General features: G+C 34.1%; 18 protein-coding genes. 6 read left to right on the forward strand and 12 right to left on the reverse strand.

What is annotated here, in order from left to right; translation table 11 throughout:
* The 5 genes from CQA49_RS08910 to CQA49_RS08930 form a co-directional block, all read left to right on the forward strand.
* A partial coding sequence (locus tag CQA49_RS08910) for an AlwI family type II restriction endonuclease (RefSeq protein ID WP_115575609.1) occupies nucleotides 1-1,983 on the forward strand: 1,983 nt, incomplete at its 5' end.
* A gap of 77 nt (nucleotides 1,984-2,060) precedes the next feature.
* Nucleotides 2,061-2,402 (forward strand): type II toxin-antitoxin system HicB family antitoxin, encoded by a 342-nt coding sequence (locus CQA49_RS08915; protein WP_115575610.1) that lies wholly within the window; start codon nucleotides 2,061-2,063, stop codon nucleotides 2,400-2,402.
* Nucleotides 2,403-2,802: 400 nt separating this feature from the next.
* A complete protein-coding gene (locus tag CQA49_RS08920; protein ID WP_115575611.1) occupies nucleotides 2,803-3,033 on the forward strand; it encodes a hypothetical protein in 231 nt (76 codons plus the stop codon).
* Complete coding sequence (locus CQA49_RS08925) at nucleotides 3,021-3,845, forward strand: hypothetical protein (protein WP_115575612.1); 825 nt, start codon at nucleotides 3,021-3,023, stop codon at nucleotides 3,843-3,845. The genes CQA49_RS08920 and CQA49_RS08925 overlap by 13 nt, the downstream gene beginning before the upstream one ends.
* Before the next feature lie 163 nt (nucleotides 3,846-4,008).
* Nucleotides 4,009-4,626: a DUF262 domain-containing protein gene (locus CQA49_RS08930; protein ID WP_115575613.1), complete on the forward strand. Its 618-nt coding sequence runs from the start codon at nucleotides 4,009-4,011 to the stop codon at nucleotides 4,624-4,626.
* A 40-nt stretch (nucleotides 4,627-4,666) separates the two neighbouring features.
* Here the strand turns inward: CQA49_RS08930 and CQA49_RS08935 are convergent, their stop codons facing one another.
* The 3 genes from CQA49_RS08935 to CQA49_RS08945 all read right to left on the reverse strand — a co-directional run bounded on the left by CQA49_RS08935 (nucleotide 4,667) and on the right by CQA49_RS08945 (nucleotide 6,743).
* Nucleotides 4,667-5,281 carry a hypothetical protein gene (locus CQA49_RS08935; RefSeq protein WP_115575614.1) on the reverse strand — a complete coding sequence of 205 codons (615 nt, stop codon included), beginning with the start codon at nucleotides 5,279-5,281 and terminating at the stop codon, nucleotides 4,667-4,669.
* 73 nt (nucleotides 5,282-5,354) lie between these two features.
* Nucleotides 5,355-5,666: a hypothetical protein gene (locus tag CQA49_RS08940; protein WP_115575615.1), complete on the reverse strand. Its 312-nt coding sequence runs from the start codon at nucleotides 5,664-5,666 to the stop codon at nucleotides 5,355-5,357.
* A 21-nt stretch (nucleotides 5,667-5,687) separates the two neighbouring features.
* A complete protein-coding gene (locus tag CQA49_RS08945) occupies nucleotides 5,688-6,743 on the reverse strand; it encodes a ParA family protein (RefSeq protein WP_115575616.1) in 1,056 nt (351 codons plus the stop codon).
* A 753-nt stretch (nucleotides 6,744-7,496) separates the two neighbouring features.
* Here CQA49_RS08945 and CQA49_RS08950 point away from each other — a divergent pair.
* Nucleotides 7,497-8,624: an ATP-binding protein gene (locus CQA49_RS08950; RefSeq protein ID WP_115575617.1), complete on the forward strand. Its 1,128-nt coding sequence runs from the start codon at nucleotides 7,497-7,499 to the stop codon at nucleotides 8,622-8,624.
* 32 nt (nucleotides 8,625-8,656) lie between these two features.
* Here the strand turns inward: CQA49_RS08950 and CQA49_RS08955 are convergent, their stop codons facing one another.
* The 9 genes from CQA49_RS08955 to CQA49_RS09000 form a co-directional block, all read right to left on the reverse strand.
* Nucleotides 8,657-9,148, reverse strand: coding sequence for a hypothetical protein (locus tag CQA49_RS08955; RefSeq protein WP_115575618.1), 492 nt, complete (start codon nucleotides 9,146-9,148; stop codon nucleotides 8,657-8,659).
* An 8-nt stretch (nucleotides 9,149-9,156) separates the two neighbouring features.
* The gene (locus CQA49_RS08960; RefSeq protein WP_115575619.1) at nucleotides 9,157-9,387 is read right to left on the reverse strand and encodes a hypothetical protein; all 231 of its coding nucleotides are present in this window, start codon (nucleotides 9,385-9,387) and stop codon (nucleotides 9,157-9,159) included.
* 220 nt (nucleotides 9,388-9,607) lie between these two features.
* The gene (locus CQA49_RS08970; protein ID WP_115575621.1) at nucleotides 9,608-9,904 is read right to left on the reverse strand and encodes an ABC transporter ATP-binding protein; all 297 of its coding nucleotides are present in this window, start codon (nucleotides 9,902-9,904) and stop codon (nucleotides 9,608-9,610) included.
* Nucleotides 9,905-10,019: 115 nt separating this feature from the next.
* Nucleotides 10,020-10,562 (reverse strand): hypothetical protein, encoded by a 543-nt coding sequence (locus CQA49_RS08975; RefSeq protein ID WP_115575622.1) that lies wholly within the window; start codon nucleotides 10,560-10,562, stop codon nucleotides 10,020-10,022.
* Between the two features lie 191 nt (nucleotides 10,563-10,753).
* Nucleotides 10,754-11,116: a hypothetical protein gene (locus tag CQA49_RS08980; RefSeq protein ID WP_115575623.1), complete on the reverse strand. Its 363-nt coding sequence runs from the start codon at nucleotides 11,114-11,116 to the stop codon at nucleotides 10,754-10,756.
* A gap of 15 nt (nucleotides 11,117-11,131) precedes the next feature.
* Complete coding sequence (locus CQA49_RS08985) at nucleotides 11,132-12,085, reverse strand: Dna2/Cas4 domain-containing protein (protein ID WP_115575624.1); 954 nt, start codon at nucleotides 12,083-12,085, stop codon at nucleotides 11,132-11,134.
* A 570-nt stretch (nucleotides 12,086-12,655) separates the two neighbouring features.
* Nucleotides 12,656-13,171, reverse strand: coding sequence for a hypothetical protein (locus CQA49_RS08990; RefSeq protein WP_115575625.1), 516 nt, complete (start codon nucleotides 13,169-13,171; stop codon nucleotides 12,656-12,658).
* A 129-nt stretch (nucleotides 13,172-13,300) separates the two neighbouring features.
* Entirely contained in the window at nucleotides 13,301-13,822 is a 522-nt protein-coding gene (locus tag CQA49_RS08995; RefSeq protein WP_115575626.1) for a coiled-coil domain-containing protein, read from the reverse strand.
* Nucleotides 13,823-14,011: 189 nt separating this feature from the next.
* On the reverse strand, nucleotides 14,012-14,311 hold the full coding sequence (locus CQA49_RS09000; RefSeq protein WP_115575627.1) for a hypothetical protein: 300 nt from the start codon (nucleotides 14,309-14,311) through the stop codon (nucleotides 14,012-14,014).
* Between the last annotated feature and the right edge of the window lie 274 nt (nucleotides 14,312-14,585).

Here is a 14,585-nt window from a genome sequence, read left to right on the forward strand (position 1 = left end):
TTTAAGTATAAAAGTTATTGTTGGAGCTTGGGAACTACAAGCTTTAGAACTGAAAACTTTAATAAAAGTATTGAGATTCAGCTGAACCTGCTTGATGTGTTTTGGCAATTACCACAAAATACAAACCAAATTTGGAGCGGAAATAATATTTTACAAGCTCACTACTACGACTTTTTAAAAGAAAACAATTTCGTAGATGGAAGTGCGAGCAAAAAAGATAAAGATGCAAGACAGAAAACTTCAGGGCTTGTCAATTTAGGTTTGATTGATGACAATAGAAAACTCACGAGTGCAGGACATAGAGCTTTAGAAATTAGCAAGAGTGTGGATTTTAGCATAGATAATACATTACAAATTTCAAAAGACAGCTTTTTGTATCTAAAACAGCTTTTAAAGACAAGTATTGCTGTTGAGAACGAAAATGTAAGACCACTCATTGTTGCGCTCTACCTACTTAGCAAACACCAAGTTTTAAATCACGATGAGTTTGTGTATTTGCTTCCGCTTTGCATAAATCATAAATATACAGAACAAATTTCTGATCAAATTTCGCTTCTGCGAAACAATAAAACAAATGTTAACGAAATCATAGTGGATCGTCTTTTGGCAATGGATAATTATAGTAAAGCATTAAAGTGGTTTTTGAGCTTGGAAAAAGTGAGTGAACGAGAAATTTGTAAAATAGGAATGAATAGAAAAAGCCCTAATTACGATTTACCTTATTTTGGGCTTTATGAAGCATTGAGAGTTGTATTTTTAAATAATAAAAAAGACAAGGCTTCGTTGATAGAGCTTTATAATGCCATAAAAAAGTTAAAATTGAAATCTTTGTGGAGTAAGTTTATATTTGGTGGCAAAACAATAAAAGAAAAAAGAATAAAAACACACTCGCAAAATATCTTAAATGCTACATTTTTTGACAATGTGTCTAACGAGAGTGAATTTAGAGTAGCTTTTTTCAAAGCAATGCATCTGCTAAAGGCAAAAGCTACCCTTAATGACTACGCAGATTTAAATCGTCGCTATTTGGGACTTAGCAATATCTTTTTGTTTAGGGACAATAAAGTAGAGCTTGACATAATTCCAAAACACTTTTTTGGTAGCACAATAGGCGAACTTTACAAGAGTGCATTTGTTTCAAACGACAAGCTACAAGTTGATTGCGAATTGAGTGAAATTTCTCCTGTTCTTTTAGCAAATGAGAACACCATAATAAGTTCCATCAATGAAGAATTTGGACTTAGTATTTCTACGCTTGATGAAGCAATGAGCGAATACGATAGACAAAGATACACAAGATTCAATGAATTAATTGACAAAAAATTTAGTGATGAAAAGATTATTGATTTACTAAACAAATTTGAAAATAGGAATGATGGGGAAATAAAAGAATATGTTACAAATAATGCTGATATTCCTACCATATTTGAATATCTTCTTGGTATTGCGTGGTATAAGATAAGCGATCGGAAAGGTAAAATCTTAGACTACATGAAGCTGTCTATAGATGCAGACTTCCTCCCTATAACTCACGCAATTGGTGGAGATGCGGATATTGTCTATGAATATGATAAAAGCGAATTCTATCCAAAACACACCTTGCTTTTAGAAGCGACACTTGCGGATAAAACAAATCAACGCCGAATGGAATTAGAGCCTGTATCAAGACACTTAGGGCAACACCTTTTAAAAACAAAAAATCCAAGTTCTTATTGTGTTTTTGCAACTACACATTTAGACATAAATGTACTAAGCGATTTTAGAAATCGTAAGATTTCGCCATATTATGATACCAACGATAGCAAAAATAAAATAAATGGTATGAAAATTACAGCATTGCAAACAACAGAGCTAAAGACCATTATTCAAAACAATAAAAAATATAGTGAACTTTATTCTATATTCGATGAAGCATATAAAGCTGACCTCAATATATTAGAAGCTGATGAATGGTACGAGAAATATATAGTGGAGAGATTGTGATTTAGGTAGAATTCTCCCTCCTTTCTTAGGGTAGCTAGATTAGATAAATGTTCATACCATGACAATAAGGAGCAAAAATGAAAGACAAAAACTACTATTTGAGCCTGCCTTATGAAATCATCGTGCGCCCTTTGAGTAAAAGCGAGGGTGGGGGTTATCTTGCAAAATACAAAGATTTTCCTTATATCTTAGGCGATGGTGAAAGTGAAAAAGAAGCAATTGATGATGTGAAAAGTGCCTTTGAGCAAGCTTTGTGCGTTATGCTTGAAAAGGGTGATTATATCAAAGAGCCAGATTCTAGTGAAGCTAAAGTGCGTATAAATATCACCTTACCAAAAAGTCTCCTTGAAAAAATCGATAAAGTCGCACATAACCGCTCTAAATTTTTAAGCGACTGCGCGGCGCAAGCTTTGTCTTAGGAATGTAATAAATTTGAGTAAGAGTTGGATTCTTTGACTAAATTACTAAAGTTTGACAAATTGGCTTTGGGGTATTAGAATTTGGGTTTAAGGAGCGGTGTTGACCGAACACATTGCGAAAGCAAGGCGATAACAGACAAGGCAATGATCGCTCTGCTCGTCTCTCACTCTATAATAGCAACTTGTTCAGCTAGTAATTTACATTTTCTGTCCATCTTACTTGTTATTCATAAAAACTCCTTTTAAAATTTAAGAATAAACTCATAACATAGAAAACAAAACTCCTCCTAATTGGTAACACTATACTTGATTTTTAAGGGGATTTTATGTATAAATCCGCCTTCAAAATAAGATTTTTGGTAACATGGCTGTGTTGGAAGTATAAAAAAAGGGGTTAGACATGGGAACAAAGGACACAGGTAAGCTAAAAGCAGTTGAAATTGTAAGGATACCAGAAATGGATACTTCCTTTATGGATAATATTATGAATGGTGGAATTGCAGATAGTGGATTTGAAGCTCATGGTGATGTGTATTATTCCTATGATGCTAATGCTGCCAATGAAAATTGCGAAGAACGCCTTAAACATTTTGGTTTTGATGTGGAAAAAATCAAGCAATGGCGAATATAAATCGCAGTCCTTTGGACGATTTTTTTGATAAATATGAAGAATTTCTTCGCATTGATGCAATAGCATGTTTTTACGGAAGAGATTACAACCTTATTAAACATTTCTATAATCTATTTTTGGATATTTCTCAAGAGGCAAATAATGAAGTAAAAATTATAAATTCTCGAGAGAAGTTGGAAAATATATTTAATCAATATAAGGAACATAACAAGAGTTGCTTGCCTTTCGAGGTTGATGTTAGCAGGCTCCAAGGAAACCTAGTACCAATAAGAAACGCACTAAGAAAGGGGTATGCTCTTAGCAATGCCTTTTTATTGCTGGTTAATTCCATAAAGCAATACGAAACTTGGAGAAGCAAATTAAGCGCGGAAGCCATTAGGGTGATTTATCTTAAAAATCTCCAAGATGGACAAAAATACTATCTCAAAGAGATTCCTCAAGAGATAAATGAGCTTTTAGCTAAATGTTCGCCTGGAAATAATTTTATCTTGCGCCAAACACTTATAGAGTTTCACAACGCTATGTCGCATCTCAATGCGGCATATAAGCATATTGGAGATGCACAAACAAATACTAGTAGAGCCATTGCTCACTTTAAGAGGGGTGCTTTAGATTCTTACAAAGCAATTATCAGGGATTTTTGCTTATTGTCAGGCAATAATCCACTCCCACAAATCACTAAGCAGTTGCAAAAACTTCGAAAACATGAATATCAAAGTATGGGTAATGATAGAGAAAGAGACAAGATAGAACTCTACAAAGAATATAAGCAGTTCACCGATTTGATTATAGAGTCTATACAAAGACAATAATCATAGAAAATTTCTAATAAAAATCCCTTTTAAATGAAAATGAGGCTGGCTTATATCATAACAAAGCCAAAATCTTTCTAATGGGTAACACTATGCTGGATTTTTAAGCGGATTTTTTAGTAATATAAGTCAATGGAATAAAACTATACAAAGGCGCAAGTTTATGGAAGCAAGAGAATGTAACTTTTGGTTTATTGTAGATGAAAATGAATTGAAAATACCTTTTGCCCAAAGGGCTTATGTTTGGAAACAAGAGCATTGGGAGCGGTTTTTTGATGACTTAAAAGATAGTTTTGAAAGTCAAAAAGGACACTTTTTAGGCTCTGTGGTTATAAAACGACAAGGCAACTACTCTATGATTATAGATGGACAACAAAGACTTACAGCCTTTTCTATCTTGCTAAAAGCCTTGTGCGATGAATTAGAAGCAGATGAAAGTGATCACTTTAAAATCCTCTTGTTTAAAAGATATACAAAGAACAATGAGCCAAAAATCACTCATTTAGAATTTGATAGAAAGAAATATGCCAAAGTTTTGCAAGATAGAAGTTTTGTAAATACTAAAGACAAAGATGGTGTATTTGGTTGCTTTAATTATTTTAAAACACGAATTAGGGATTTTGATAAAAGTGATATTTTTGAATTTGTGAAGTATATCGCAGATAGCAAGCTTTGGGTGGTGGTTCATCTTGGAGATAGCAAGGATAAGCAAAGGATTTTTGATTCGGTGAATTCTGCTGGAGAAAAACTTACCCAACAGCCAAAACAAAAGATTAGCTAACAGAGAAGCTCCTGCCTTTAAAAGCAGAACCTCGCATTATTTAAAAGCGCAAGCACAGGGGGGAGTTAGTCGCAGTGCCAGCATGAGTTTTAATTTGGTTATTTACATCAGCGACAAAATCTCTAAAATCGCTATTGTTTTGCACTAAGGTGTAAAAAATATCATCAGTCTTTCTGGTATCTAAAACTTCATGCTCTTTTGCATAGACTAGGACTCTATTTTCAGCCTCTCTTTCAAGCTTTATAAGCCCAATACCAAATTTTTCATGCAATCTGTTTATCTCCTCTACTAAATCCCACTCTATTTCAGAAGTTACCAAATAACTTCCATTAGCCCATTCAGAATTTAGTATTGCTCGAAAATAATACTCTCTAAAGTTATGCCAATTTAAAGATTTTTTAATCTCAAAGGAATAGAAACTAACATTAGGAATTTTACTCCCCAAAAATTCTAGGGCTACTTTATGATACTTTACAAATGGGAAGCTTACGCCCACGACATCAGGGCAACACCTTTTTTCACTCTTATCTTCGTTATTTATCGCTTTGCAATACAAGCGAAAATCTTGATTTTCGGAAAGATATTTCATAAGCAAAGGGCGTAAATCTTGCTCTGTCAATGTCGATTGTCCATTTTTTACTTGTAAATGAGCCATTTTTCTCCCTCTATGGATTCTAGTCGCTGGATTCTACAAAAAACAAACCAACAAACCATAGCCCACTAAGAATCTATGACGATATGCTTGTGTTTCTTCTTTCCTGTGTTTTTCGCATTTTCTTTTCAAGTTCCTTTCTTTCTTCTGCCATTTTGCGTTCTTGTTCTTCGTAATATTTTTCATAATATTTTATTGCTTTTAGTGTGCTTCTTAATCCAACACAAAAGATTATTAAGAAAAATCCAGGCAACAACAAACCTGCTATAAGATTTTCTGCATTATCATGGTGCGCTATTATTGCATAAAGCATGAGTGTTAAACTTCCAAGTATAAAACAAGTAAGCAGGTTTTTCTCTTTGTATAATGTTCTCATATTGCTGTCCATTTAAAATCTCCTTTTGTAAATCTATGTTAGATTAACAATCACTTGTCCTAACTTCATAAACAACTCATAAAAATCTTTGATTTTATTTTCGCTGGTTTCTTTAGCACTGCCAAATTGTTTTGCATCGCTTAAGTCTTTATCATCTAGTAAAAAAACAGGTTTCTTGCTCCTTTGGCTGATTGCAATAAGAGTATTAAAATCTGGAATTTGAGCTAAATCATAGGGCGACAAATTAGGAAAACAAGAACTAACAGCATTATGAAATTTATTTTCGTCAATCACGCAACCAATCTCATTCAATTGTTTTACAAAAACATTGTTTATTGTTTGTCTTATTTCATCTATCCACTTTTCAAAAGATTTTGTTGGAGCCTCATTTCTTAGCCTATATCTTTGTTGTATAGCACCTAAAAACATTGGCTTATTTTTAATTCGGATTTTAGTTGTTTGTTTAAATTGCTCTATTTCAGCATGCCATTGAATTATCTTTTTGCTTAACGAATGTATAGCTTGCAAACAAAAATAATCTGGGCTTGTGGGAACTATAAAATAATCACTTTCCATCAATGCAAGTTCATTCAATCCGCTTATACTAGGGCTTAAATCCAAAAGCAAATAATCTATATCGTTATTTTTGGCTATTTTTTCCAATGTTGAAAAGAAGTTTTCTATAATTCTGCCAAGTATAGGTACTCCAGTTGTTATCTTCAATGCAGTAGTGATTTGGCTATCAAGCTCTGAAATATTTAGGCTCCCTGCAAGTAAAAATAAATTTTCATTATCTACAGGATACACAGATCCATCTCTAGCTAAATCCTCAGCGTTATTTCCAGCTATAATTTTTTCTACAATAGGCTCAAAGGTTATGTATTGTCTATCCCTGTAAAAACTAGCCATAAAATCATCATCAAGTGCCTTATTTGACAATACCAGTCCCGTTAAATTGCACTGAGGATCTAAATCTACCAGCAAGACTCTTTTTCCGAGCTTTGATAAAGCCCACCCTATATTATATGCTGTCGTGGTCTTGCTGACACCGCCCTTGTGATTAAAAAAACAAATCGATTTTGATGACATTAATGCTACCTTCTTTAATTTTTGACTGAATATTAAATCACAAAGATTATAGCTTATGTTTGCTGAATTTTAGCAATGTGTATTTTGGTATGTGTCCCAAAGTCGTAAAGTAAGAAAAAAGCGCACAAAATACAACACAGAGCTTTCGCAAGAATAAGACAAAGGGTAAATACACATCAATGGGAACTCAACAAAAGGAACAAAACTTTTATTGAGGGGGTAGTAAATTGTCCAACAACCAAGCAAAGTGGGCAACTTATACAACTAGCATTAAGGGCATTATAACTTAACTCTAGTCAGAAATTTTTGTTTTAAACACAAATTCGGATATTTCTATCCAGCAATCCAATAAAAGGAGCATTTTCATGCTATTTCAAAATCTTGCCATGTTTTCTCTTAACAAAATTTGCGTGTAAGCTGTGCGCTTGTAGTTTGGAGCAACAAACAAAATCATTCAAAGGTAAATACCAAAACACCACACAAAGCTCAAAAGACTCTTTAAAAGAATCTAAACACTTTAGAACAGGCAGGAACAAAGATACGAACTTTTTAACTTGGTAGATCAGATATTACCAATTGAAGTATGACTTCAGAAATTGAAGCTCCAGCCAAAATTATACTTATTTGGGAGACAAAGTCAAGGGAAAAAAGTGATTTTTTTGATAGATTTTAAGAGTGTAAAAAGCCTTTTGTTATTGTATTTTATGTATTATGTAAAAAACATAATGTAAAAAACATAATGGAGAAAACATAATGGCATACAAAAATCCACACATAAATCCATTCTACTACGGAGGAATCGTAAATGCAAAGCATTTCTGCAATAGGATTTTAGAAATAAAAGAACTTAAGGCAGATATAGAGTCAGGCTTAAATGTGTTAATTTATGCTCCTAGGAGATTTGGGAAAACATCATTTGTTCTAAAAACACTCAAAGAGCTTGATGGAGAAGTTAAGTATGTATTCTTAGATTTAATGCACATTTCAAGCATAAATGAATTTATCAGCAAATACTTCAATGCTCTTGCCCAAGAACTTCAAGAGCCAACTGACAAGGTTATTGATTTTTTCAAGAGAATACTCAAAATAAAGCCAAGTATAAGCGCAAGGTTTAACGATGTAGGAAGCCCTGAATTTCATCTTTCTTTTGATAGTAGCGATTCTATGAAAACCCTTGAAGAAGTGTTAGATATACCCTTACATTTTGCCAAAGAAGGGAAAAAAATCGTTATCGTATTTGATGAATTTCAAGAAATTTCCGCCTTAGGCATAGAATCTGTACTCAGGAATATAATCCAGCAACATAGCAATCAAGTGAGCTATATCTTTATGGGAAGCAAAAAAAGTCTGCTTGAGGCTATGTTTTCCAACAAAAACAAGCCTTTCTATAAATCGGTTAAGCATTTTGTGCTTAGGGAAATCAATTCCGATTCGTGGCATGAGTTTATTGAGAATAGGTTTAACGAAGGCGGCAAGTGTATTGAGGGTGCCTTTATTCAAAAACTATTAAGCATTACAAAGGGATTTCCTTACTACACGCAGCAATTTGCTTATGAGCTTTGGAATCAAACTTTTGTCAATGTTGGCGAGGAAAACTTTAACACTGCTCTGAATATCATTTTAGAAAGAGAAATGGACCTGTTTGATATGGAATGGAGTAATCTTACAGCAAATCAAAGAAAGGCACTAAAAATTATCATACAAAAAGATGGAAAATCTCTGTATGATGAAGAGTTTCTTGTGAAATATTCGCTCAAAATTGGCTCTCTGCAAGTTGCGCTCAAGGCACTTAAAGAAAAGGATATTGTCGATAAAGATAGGAGTGTCTATTATCTAACCGACCCATTGTTTCAGTATTGGGTGAAGAAATTTTGTATATGATTGGTAAAACTCTGCTTTATAGCAGAAATTGCCTATGAAATACTTGAGGTTTTAGATGCGATTTTCATTAACATATACAATCCATTTTTTCCCAAGCCGAAATCTGGTTTGCTTGAGATTTCATTTTTTACCATATGAGTGATTTTCTTATTGTATTCTTTTGGTAGTTTCTTGCCCTCTTTTTCCAATCTTTCAAACATATACCAAACAGAGATTGCAATAAGCTTAATCCAATTAGAATTAATATTGTGTAGCTTTTTTTCCTCAAAGAAAGCGAACATTTTTGTTGAAACAAAAACAGAAAACCATGATATTATTTTGTAAAAATCAACGCCTACAAATTTTGACTCCATTTCAAATAGATAGCGTTCATAAAAAACAATTGTGTTTTCTAAGCATTCCTTCATGAAATCATCAGGAATTTTCACACCTTTTTTTTCGCATATAATGTAAAACTCGTAAATAGCTTCGGTTATAATATCTTTATTTGCTGACGTAATGAAAGCTTCTTCTATGGTATTCATACTACTCTCTATTTTACTATTTCGCCTACTATAGTGTCAAAATCGTAGTTCTCTATTTTTTTCAGCAGGACATTTTGTTCTTCTTTTGCGATTTTATCACCTTTTGCTAATCCGAGAAAATACTCTTTTGTATCTTGCGTTGAATTATTTTCTATAGAGCCATCATTTATTCTACTATTTCCCAAGAAAACCTTATCTACAGCAGATTCAACAATTTTCTTTATACTTTTTTTATCCATTCTGTCCTCCATGCTCTATAAAAACTAAATTCCGCATGATACATAATTTTACTAAATACTACCAAAGAATTTAAGAATTTTACTAAAATCCAATGTGTAAAACTCCACTCCATCATAGAATCTTACAAATAGGATTTTATGTTTGATTTTAACAAAAAGAAATCTCCCTTTTAAAAGAAAATCTTTTAAAAGAATAGAGATTCCAAAAAGTTTTGATTCCTTATAGTTTAAAGAAATCAAAAAGGGTAGGAGAATTGTCTTCTTCCTTTTCATCTGGATAATATCCGATGCTACCATCTTCCTTAAGCTCTTTTGAAGCGTTAATATCAACATTCCAGTGTTTGAAAGTAACGAGCGCATCTTCGAAATCTTCAAAAAAGTAGAAGTAATCTTCAAGCCCTTCTTCTCTTTCTATGACCAAGAAACCATTTCTAGCTTCTTTAAGCTCAACTACTGAACCATACTCTGAACTTTGAACCAATGGTAGTGAAACCTGAAATAATGCTGTGTTTTGCATGTTATGCTCCTTTTGTTTTGTGTTTTTTTAGAGTTAAAAACTCCATAAAGAGAACACACAAGACTCCCTAGAGGGAATATTGTTTAATGTATTCCCTCTAGGAGCTTTCCACTAATTAAAATGGAATGTCTTCATCTGAAATTTCGAAGGTGTGGGTGTCTTGCTCTTGCATAGGTGCAAAATCACTTGCTGCATTTGAGCTAGCTTGTGTATTTGCTTCTTCAATAGCAATTCTCCCTGTCAAATATCCAACTTTCCAGATATTAGAATCTCCTAATTTCTTATGTTCTTTGAGTTTGTGAGTTACGATTTCAAGCGCATCGTTGTTGCGAGTGAACTCTTTCTTTTGCTCTGCATCATATTCTTTGAATAGACCAAGCAATCCGCGAGTAAGACCCTCAACTTCCACACCTTCTTTGTTTTTAACTGGAAAAGTTTTTCCACCAATGAAGGTTGCGTTTTGTCCATCTTTGTTTGTGTAGGATTTCAATAAATCATATCCGCCCTGATTGTTTTTTGCAAGACTGACTGTTGCTCTAAAGAAACCTGCATCGATATTTACGAACACTGAATTGTTTTCTTTGTTCCATAGAATATCTCCAAAGTTACGCTCTACACCATAAACTCTCTTTACTCCGTTGTTAGTATTGTTTGCCATTTTGAACTCCTTTTTTTGGCTTGCCATTGCCGTATTAAATTTTTGTCGCTTACAATTGCTTGCAAGAAGGCTAGAAGGTGGCATACCTTCTTAAAAAGGAGCTACTACAACCCTTAAAAAGGGAATGTATAACGCAACTCCCTTTTAAGAGGGCATTTAAGAGGAAGATTCCTCTTAAAATTTAGAAATAGTCAATCAAGTGCAAACTGGACAACTCTTTCTTTCCGAAATCTTGATAATTTACTGCCTTGCTTGATGAGCAATTCTTCATAAATTTCCACATCTCGCACATCAAGTCCTTTAGATTTGAAAGATTTTGGCTGCTTGCGTTCACCTACGCTGACTGTTGTTATGTGTGTTTTTTCCCCATCTTGTCTCCATGTGGAAATAGGAATACTCAAATGCTTTTTTGCAAAGTCTTTGGCTTCCTTTAAAGTGGCACCAACAAAAACACTATATTCACCATCTGCGCCATTATCACTGCAAATGACATAAAGAACGAATGCTTTGACTAAATCTAGATTTCCTGCTTTTTCGAATTTTGTTGTTTTCATTGATTTCTCCTTTTATTAAGAAATTTTAAGCATCGAATAGGGTTTGCCTACCGTCTTAAATCTCTCAAACACTTCGGGTGCTTCACTTTGCATACGCCTAGTATCCACACCAACACGCCCGCTAACTTCAGTATAAGAAAGAGACAAACCTTCGGCTTTAGTCTTTTTCATACCAACAGAACTCATAAATCCAATAAGCTTATTTTTTAGCTCATCAGATTTTTTGCCGAGTTCTTTTTGTTGTGCTTGCAAATCAGCAAAAGCTAGTGCATCTGCAACAAGCTCTTCTGGCAATTCTTCTGCGTTTTTATGCAATGCTTGGCAAGAAGCCTTGTATTGACAAAAACCGCATATTGGACCGCATTCTCCTTCAGGCTCTGCTTTGTTTTGAACAGAATCCCAAATAGTTTTAGCCCTAGTAATTGCCACCTGATAAAGAGCTTCGCTGAACTCCACATCAAACGCAGTTTTATCGCCTGTATTGACATTTAAAACCACGATAATGCCTCGAGTGCAGTTTTGCCCTTGTGCTTTTAACAAGCCTACTTGAAGTGTAGTTTGCATAACCCAGCTTGAATAAGGTTCAGATGGGATATTATTGGTGCTTTTGCACTCAATCACTACCTTTTCCTTACCAAAATCTGCCACAAAGTCAATGTGCGTTTTAATAAACGACAATTCTCCTGCTCCAGATACTTCAACCTGTGTTTCAAAAGGCGTGTTATTTCCCTTAAACGCATCTTCAACAATTAGCTCTGCGTTGTGTCCTCTTGCAAAGATCTGCTCTTGTTTTGCGCTATGCTCAACAGGCTGAATTTTGCTAAGAACTGCTTTACGCATACACATTCCAATGTCAGATGAACCAACATATAAAGAACGATCGCCAAGCGAATGTTGCGTTTTTAACTTTGAAGTAGCAACTAAGCCTCTATCAAAGAACTCCAAAAATTTTGTATTGACTGTAGCCATAAAAGCTCCTTTGTTGCCCTAATGCGAAGTCTTGGGACTAAGAATTTTGACATCACATGAAGTAAAAATACTCCATAGAGCTAACTTTGACTACAAAAATCCCTAAGAGGGAAGTTTTTAGAAAAGTTCCCTCGTTGGAATATTTTGAAAATTATTTAAAAAATCTTAGTAAAAATATCAATGTATTGTGGAAAAAGATACAATACAGCTAGATAAAACAGCTTACTAAGAACATTCTTTAGAATATCCCTACCTGTTTCTTTTATTAGATTTTTTAAAAATTTATATGATTTAAATTTAATAATTGACATTTCATATCCTTTTAAAATTATTTTTAATTTGGCTAATAAATAGCCTAGAGTTAAAAAACTCCATAAAAGGATTGTTATACTTCCCGCGAGGGATAAGTAAAACGAATCCCTCGTTGGAATATTTTAAGTCTTTAAGCTGATAGGTGCATATCCTCATCAAAGCTTAGAGCTTCAAAAAGAATGCTCCCATCGGCTAGTGTATCGATGATCTCCTCAAAATAGGCATTGTCTATTTCCATATTCAACTCCTATCTTAAGTCTATTCTTCAATGATTTTTGCAGTAACTGAAGAGAGGAATGCCAAGCATCCGTATTTTTCTCTCATTTCTTCGGTAGAAGTATTAAGATAAAAACACTTATCCTCTTCTGAAAGGCTATTGACAAACTCTTTAGCACTTTCAAAACTGGCAATCATATATGTGGGTAATTCTGGAGACTGATTCTCTTGTTCATCTTTAATACGCTTTTCAAGCTCCTTAAGGAACTTTTCTGGTGAATTAAAGTGCTTAATAGTAGAATTTTCTAAGATATTAGTCTTAGAGGAATCTCCAGTGTCAGCCACTTCTTGCACTTCATAGAAGCCAGCAACAATCATTTTTTTCGCAGGGATAAGCTCCCTTAGAAATTCAATGGATTGCTGTGTAGAGGCAATGGCATCTGCATAAGAGCATTCTCCTAGTGCTTCTGCTTCCTTTAAATCAGCAATTCTGTCTTCAAGATTTGCGATTGCGTGCATGATTTTTTGTTTTTTGGTTTTTAGTTTTAAATTTAACATGCTGTCCTCCTAATGGACTTTAAAAAACTAAATCCTAGGAGAATAGGTAGAATAGCCCTCTGTTGGGGAAATTCTAAAATATTCCCCAACTAGTGGCGGTTAAGAGAGTTTTCTAAAGAGTTAAACCCCTTAGAGAAGTTTGATGATTGCTACAGCTATACCAACTAAGGTGAATTGCGAAGCAACCACCCACCTGATAATATCAGTTTTCATCTCAACCATCTCTTGCCTTACTTCAGCAACATCAGCTTTGAGTTCAGCCTTCATCTCAGCCATTTCAGCTTTGAGTTCTTGCTTCATCTCAGCCATCTCTTGCCTTACTTCAGCAACATCAGCTTTGAGTTCAGCCTTCATCTCAGCCATTTCAGCTTTGAGTTCTTGCTTCATCTCAGCCATCTCTTGACGAGTTTTAGCAGATTCTGCATGAACATAGTCTTTTGTAGCAAGTTCTTGCCTTACTTCTTTGATGATTTCTTGTTTTAAATTACCAAAGTTAAAAGCAGTAACCGTAGCTCTATCATTGACGATTTCTTCAAATACTTCAATAGCTTGTTTAGACTTTGCTTGTCCAAATAAGTTTGTTACAAGTGCTTTGAATCCTTCGTTCAATTCTTCTTTATGTGATGTTCTTTCCATTACATCAGCTCCCATATTATTTTCTCCTTGTAGTATAGCATATTTAATCCTAGAACAAAACAACCCTTGCGGGAAGTTAGTGTTCCCAACGCGGGCTGAAATCCTTAGAGTTAAAAAACTCCACAAAGAGAACAAATGTATTCCACAAGGGAATAAAAGTATTCCCTCTAGGAATTTTTTGAGAAGCTAAAAAAGAATCTGGCTCTAAAACCAGTGAATTCTTACAAAATGATCTTTAGCATAAGCACATGACTTAGCTGTTTGAATAAGATCATGTAGATTGTCTTTTTCATCTTCATTTAAATCGAGTTCATCGATTCTTGCTTCAAGTGCAATTAGATCGCTGCTTGAAACTTCATGTAGAGTATTGCCTTCATCTTCATAGTATTCAACGCCAAGCTTATCGAAAAACTCAGAGAGTTTATCGTAGCCATAGTTGTAACCACTAAGCGTATTGCCATACTCAACTTTGTATTCTTTAACGATATTTGGACGGTAACCCATAGTAAATCCTTTTGCCAACCTTCGTTGTATTGGACTTAAGATTTTTTTGACGAAGTAAGTGTAAAAACACTCTAGGAAAGGATTTACTAGATTATTTATTCCATAAGGAATAAAGCTTAGTTTATCCCTTACTGGAATGTTTTTAGTGGGTTTATCGAATGTTTATTGAATGTATTTTTTCGGACATAGTTATCCTGTAGAAGAGCTAGGCTCTTTTCAAACTCTAAAAGAGTTTCCTTTGATTTAGAAAAGAAATCTAAATCGTTTTAAACTT

This window comes from Helicobacter sp. MIT 00-7814 (assembly GCF_003364115.1).
In the GTDB taxonomy this organism is placed as follows: Bacteria; Campylobacterota; Campylobacteria; order Campylobacterales; family Helicobacteraceae; genus Helicobacter_F.

What these genes read in the sequence shown, in the direction of transcription:
- CQA49_RS08915 (WP_115575610.1), top strand. Translation starts at nt 2,061, where the DNA reads ATGAAAGACAAAAACTACTATTTGAGCCTGCCTTATGAAATCATCGTG.
- CQA49_RS08920 (WP_115575611.1), top strand. Translation starts at nt 2,803, where the DNA reads ATGGGAACAAAGGACACAGGTAAGCTAAAAGCAGTTGAAATTGTAAGG.
- CQA49_RS08925 (WP_115575612.1), top strand. Translation starts at nt 3,021, where the DNA reads ATGGCGAATATAAATCGCAGTCCTTTGGACGATTTTTTTGATAAATAT.
- CQA49_RS08930 (WP_115575613.1), top strand. Translation starts at nt 4,009, where the DNA reads ATGGAAGCAAGAGAATGTAACTTTTGGTTTATTGTAGATGAAAATGAA.
- CQA49_RS08935 (WP_115575614.1), bottom strand. Translation starts at nt 5,281, where the DNA reads ATGGCTCATTTACAAGTAAAAAATGGACAATCGACATTGACAGAGCAA.
- CQA49_RS08940 (WP_115575615.1), bottom strand. Translation starts at nt 5,666, where the DNA reads ATGGACAGCAATATGAGAACATTATACAAAGAGAAAAACCTGCTTACT.
- CQA49_RS08945 (WP_115575616.1), bottom strand. Translation starts at nt 6,743, where the DNA reads ATGTCATCAAAATCGATTTGTTTTTTTAATCACAAGGGCGGTGTCAGC.
- CQA49_RS08950 (WP_115575617.1), top strand. Translation starts at nt 7,497, where the DNA reads ATGGCATACAAAAATCCACACATAAATCCATTCTACTACGGAGGAATC.
- CQA49_RS08955 (WP_115575618.1), bottom strand. Translation starts at nt 9,148, where the DNA reads ATGAATACCATAGAAGAAGCTTTCATTACGTCAGCAAATAAAGATATT.
- CQA49_RS08960 (WP_115575619.1), bottom strand. Translation starts at nt 9,387, where the DNA reads ATGGATAAAAAAAGTATAAAGAAAATTGTTGAATCTGCTGTAGATAAG.
- CQA49_RS08970 (WP_115575621.1), bottom strand. Translation starts at nt 9,904, where the DNA reads ATGCAAAACACAGCATTATTTCAGGTTTCACTACCATTGGTTCAAAGT.
- CQA49_RS08975 (WP_115575622.1), bottom strand. Translation starts at nt 10,562, where the DNA reads ATGGCAAACAATACTAACAACGGAGTAAAGAGAGTTTATGGTGTAGAG.
- CQA49_RS08980 (WP_115575623.1), bottom strand. Translation starts at nt 11,116, where the DNA reads ATGAAAACAACAAAATTCGAAAAAGCAGGAAATCTAGATTTAGTCAAA.
- CQA49_RS08985 (WP_115575624.1), bottom strand. Translation starts at nt 12,085, where the DNA reads ATGGCTACAGTCAATACAAAATTTTTGGAGTTCTTTGATAGAGGCTTA.
- CQA49_RS08990 (WP_115575625.1), bottom strand. Translation starts at nt 13,171, where the DNA reads ATGTTAAATTTAAAACTAAAAACCAAAAAACAAAAAATCATGCACGCA.
- CQA49_RS08995 (WP_115575626.1), bottom strand. Translation starts at nt 13,822, where the DNA reads ATGGGAGCTGATGTAATGGAAAGAACATCACATAAAGAAGAATTGAAC.
- CQA49_RS09000 (WP_115575627.1), bottom strand. Translation starts at nt 14,311, where the DNA reads ATGGGTTACCGTCCAAATATCGTTAAAGAATACAAAGTTGAGTATGGC.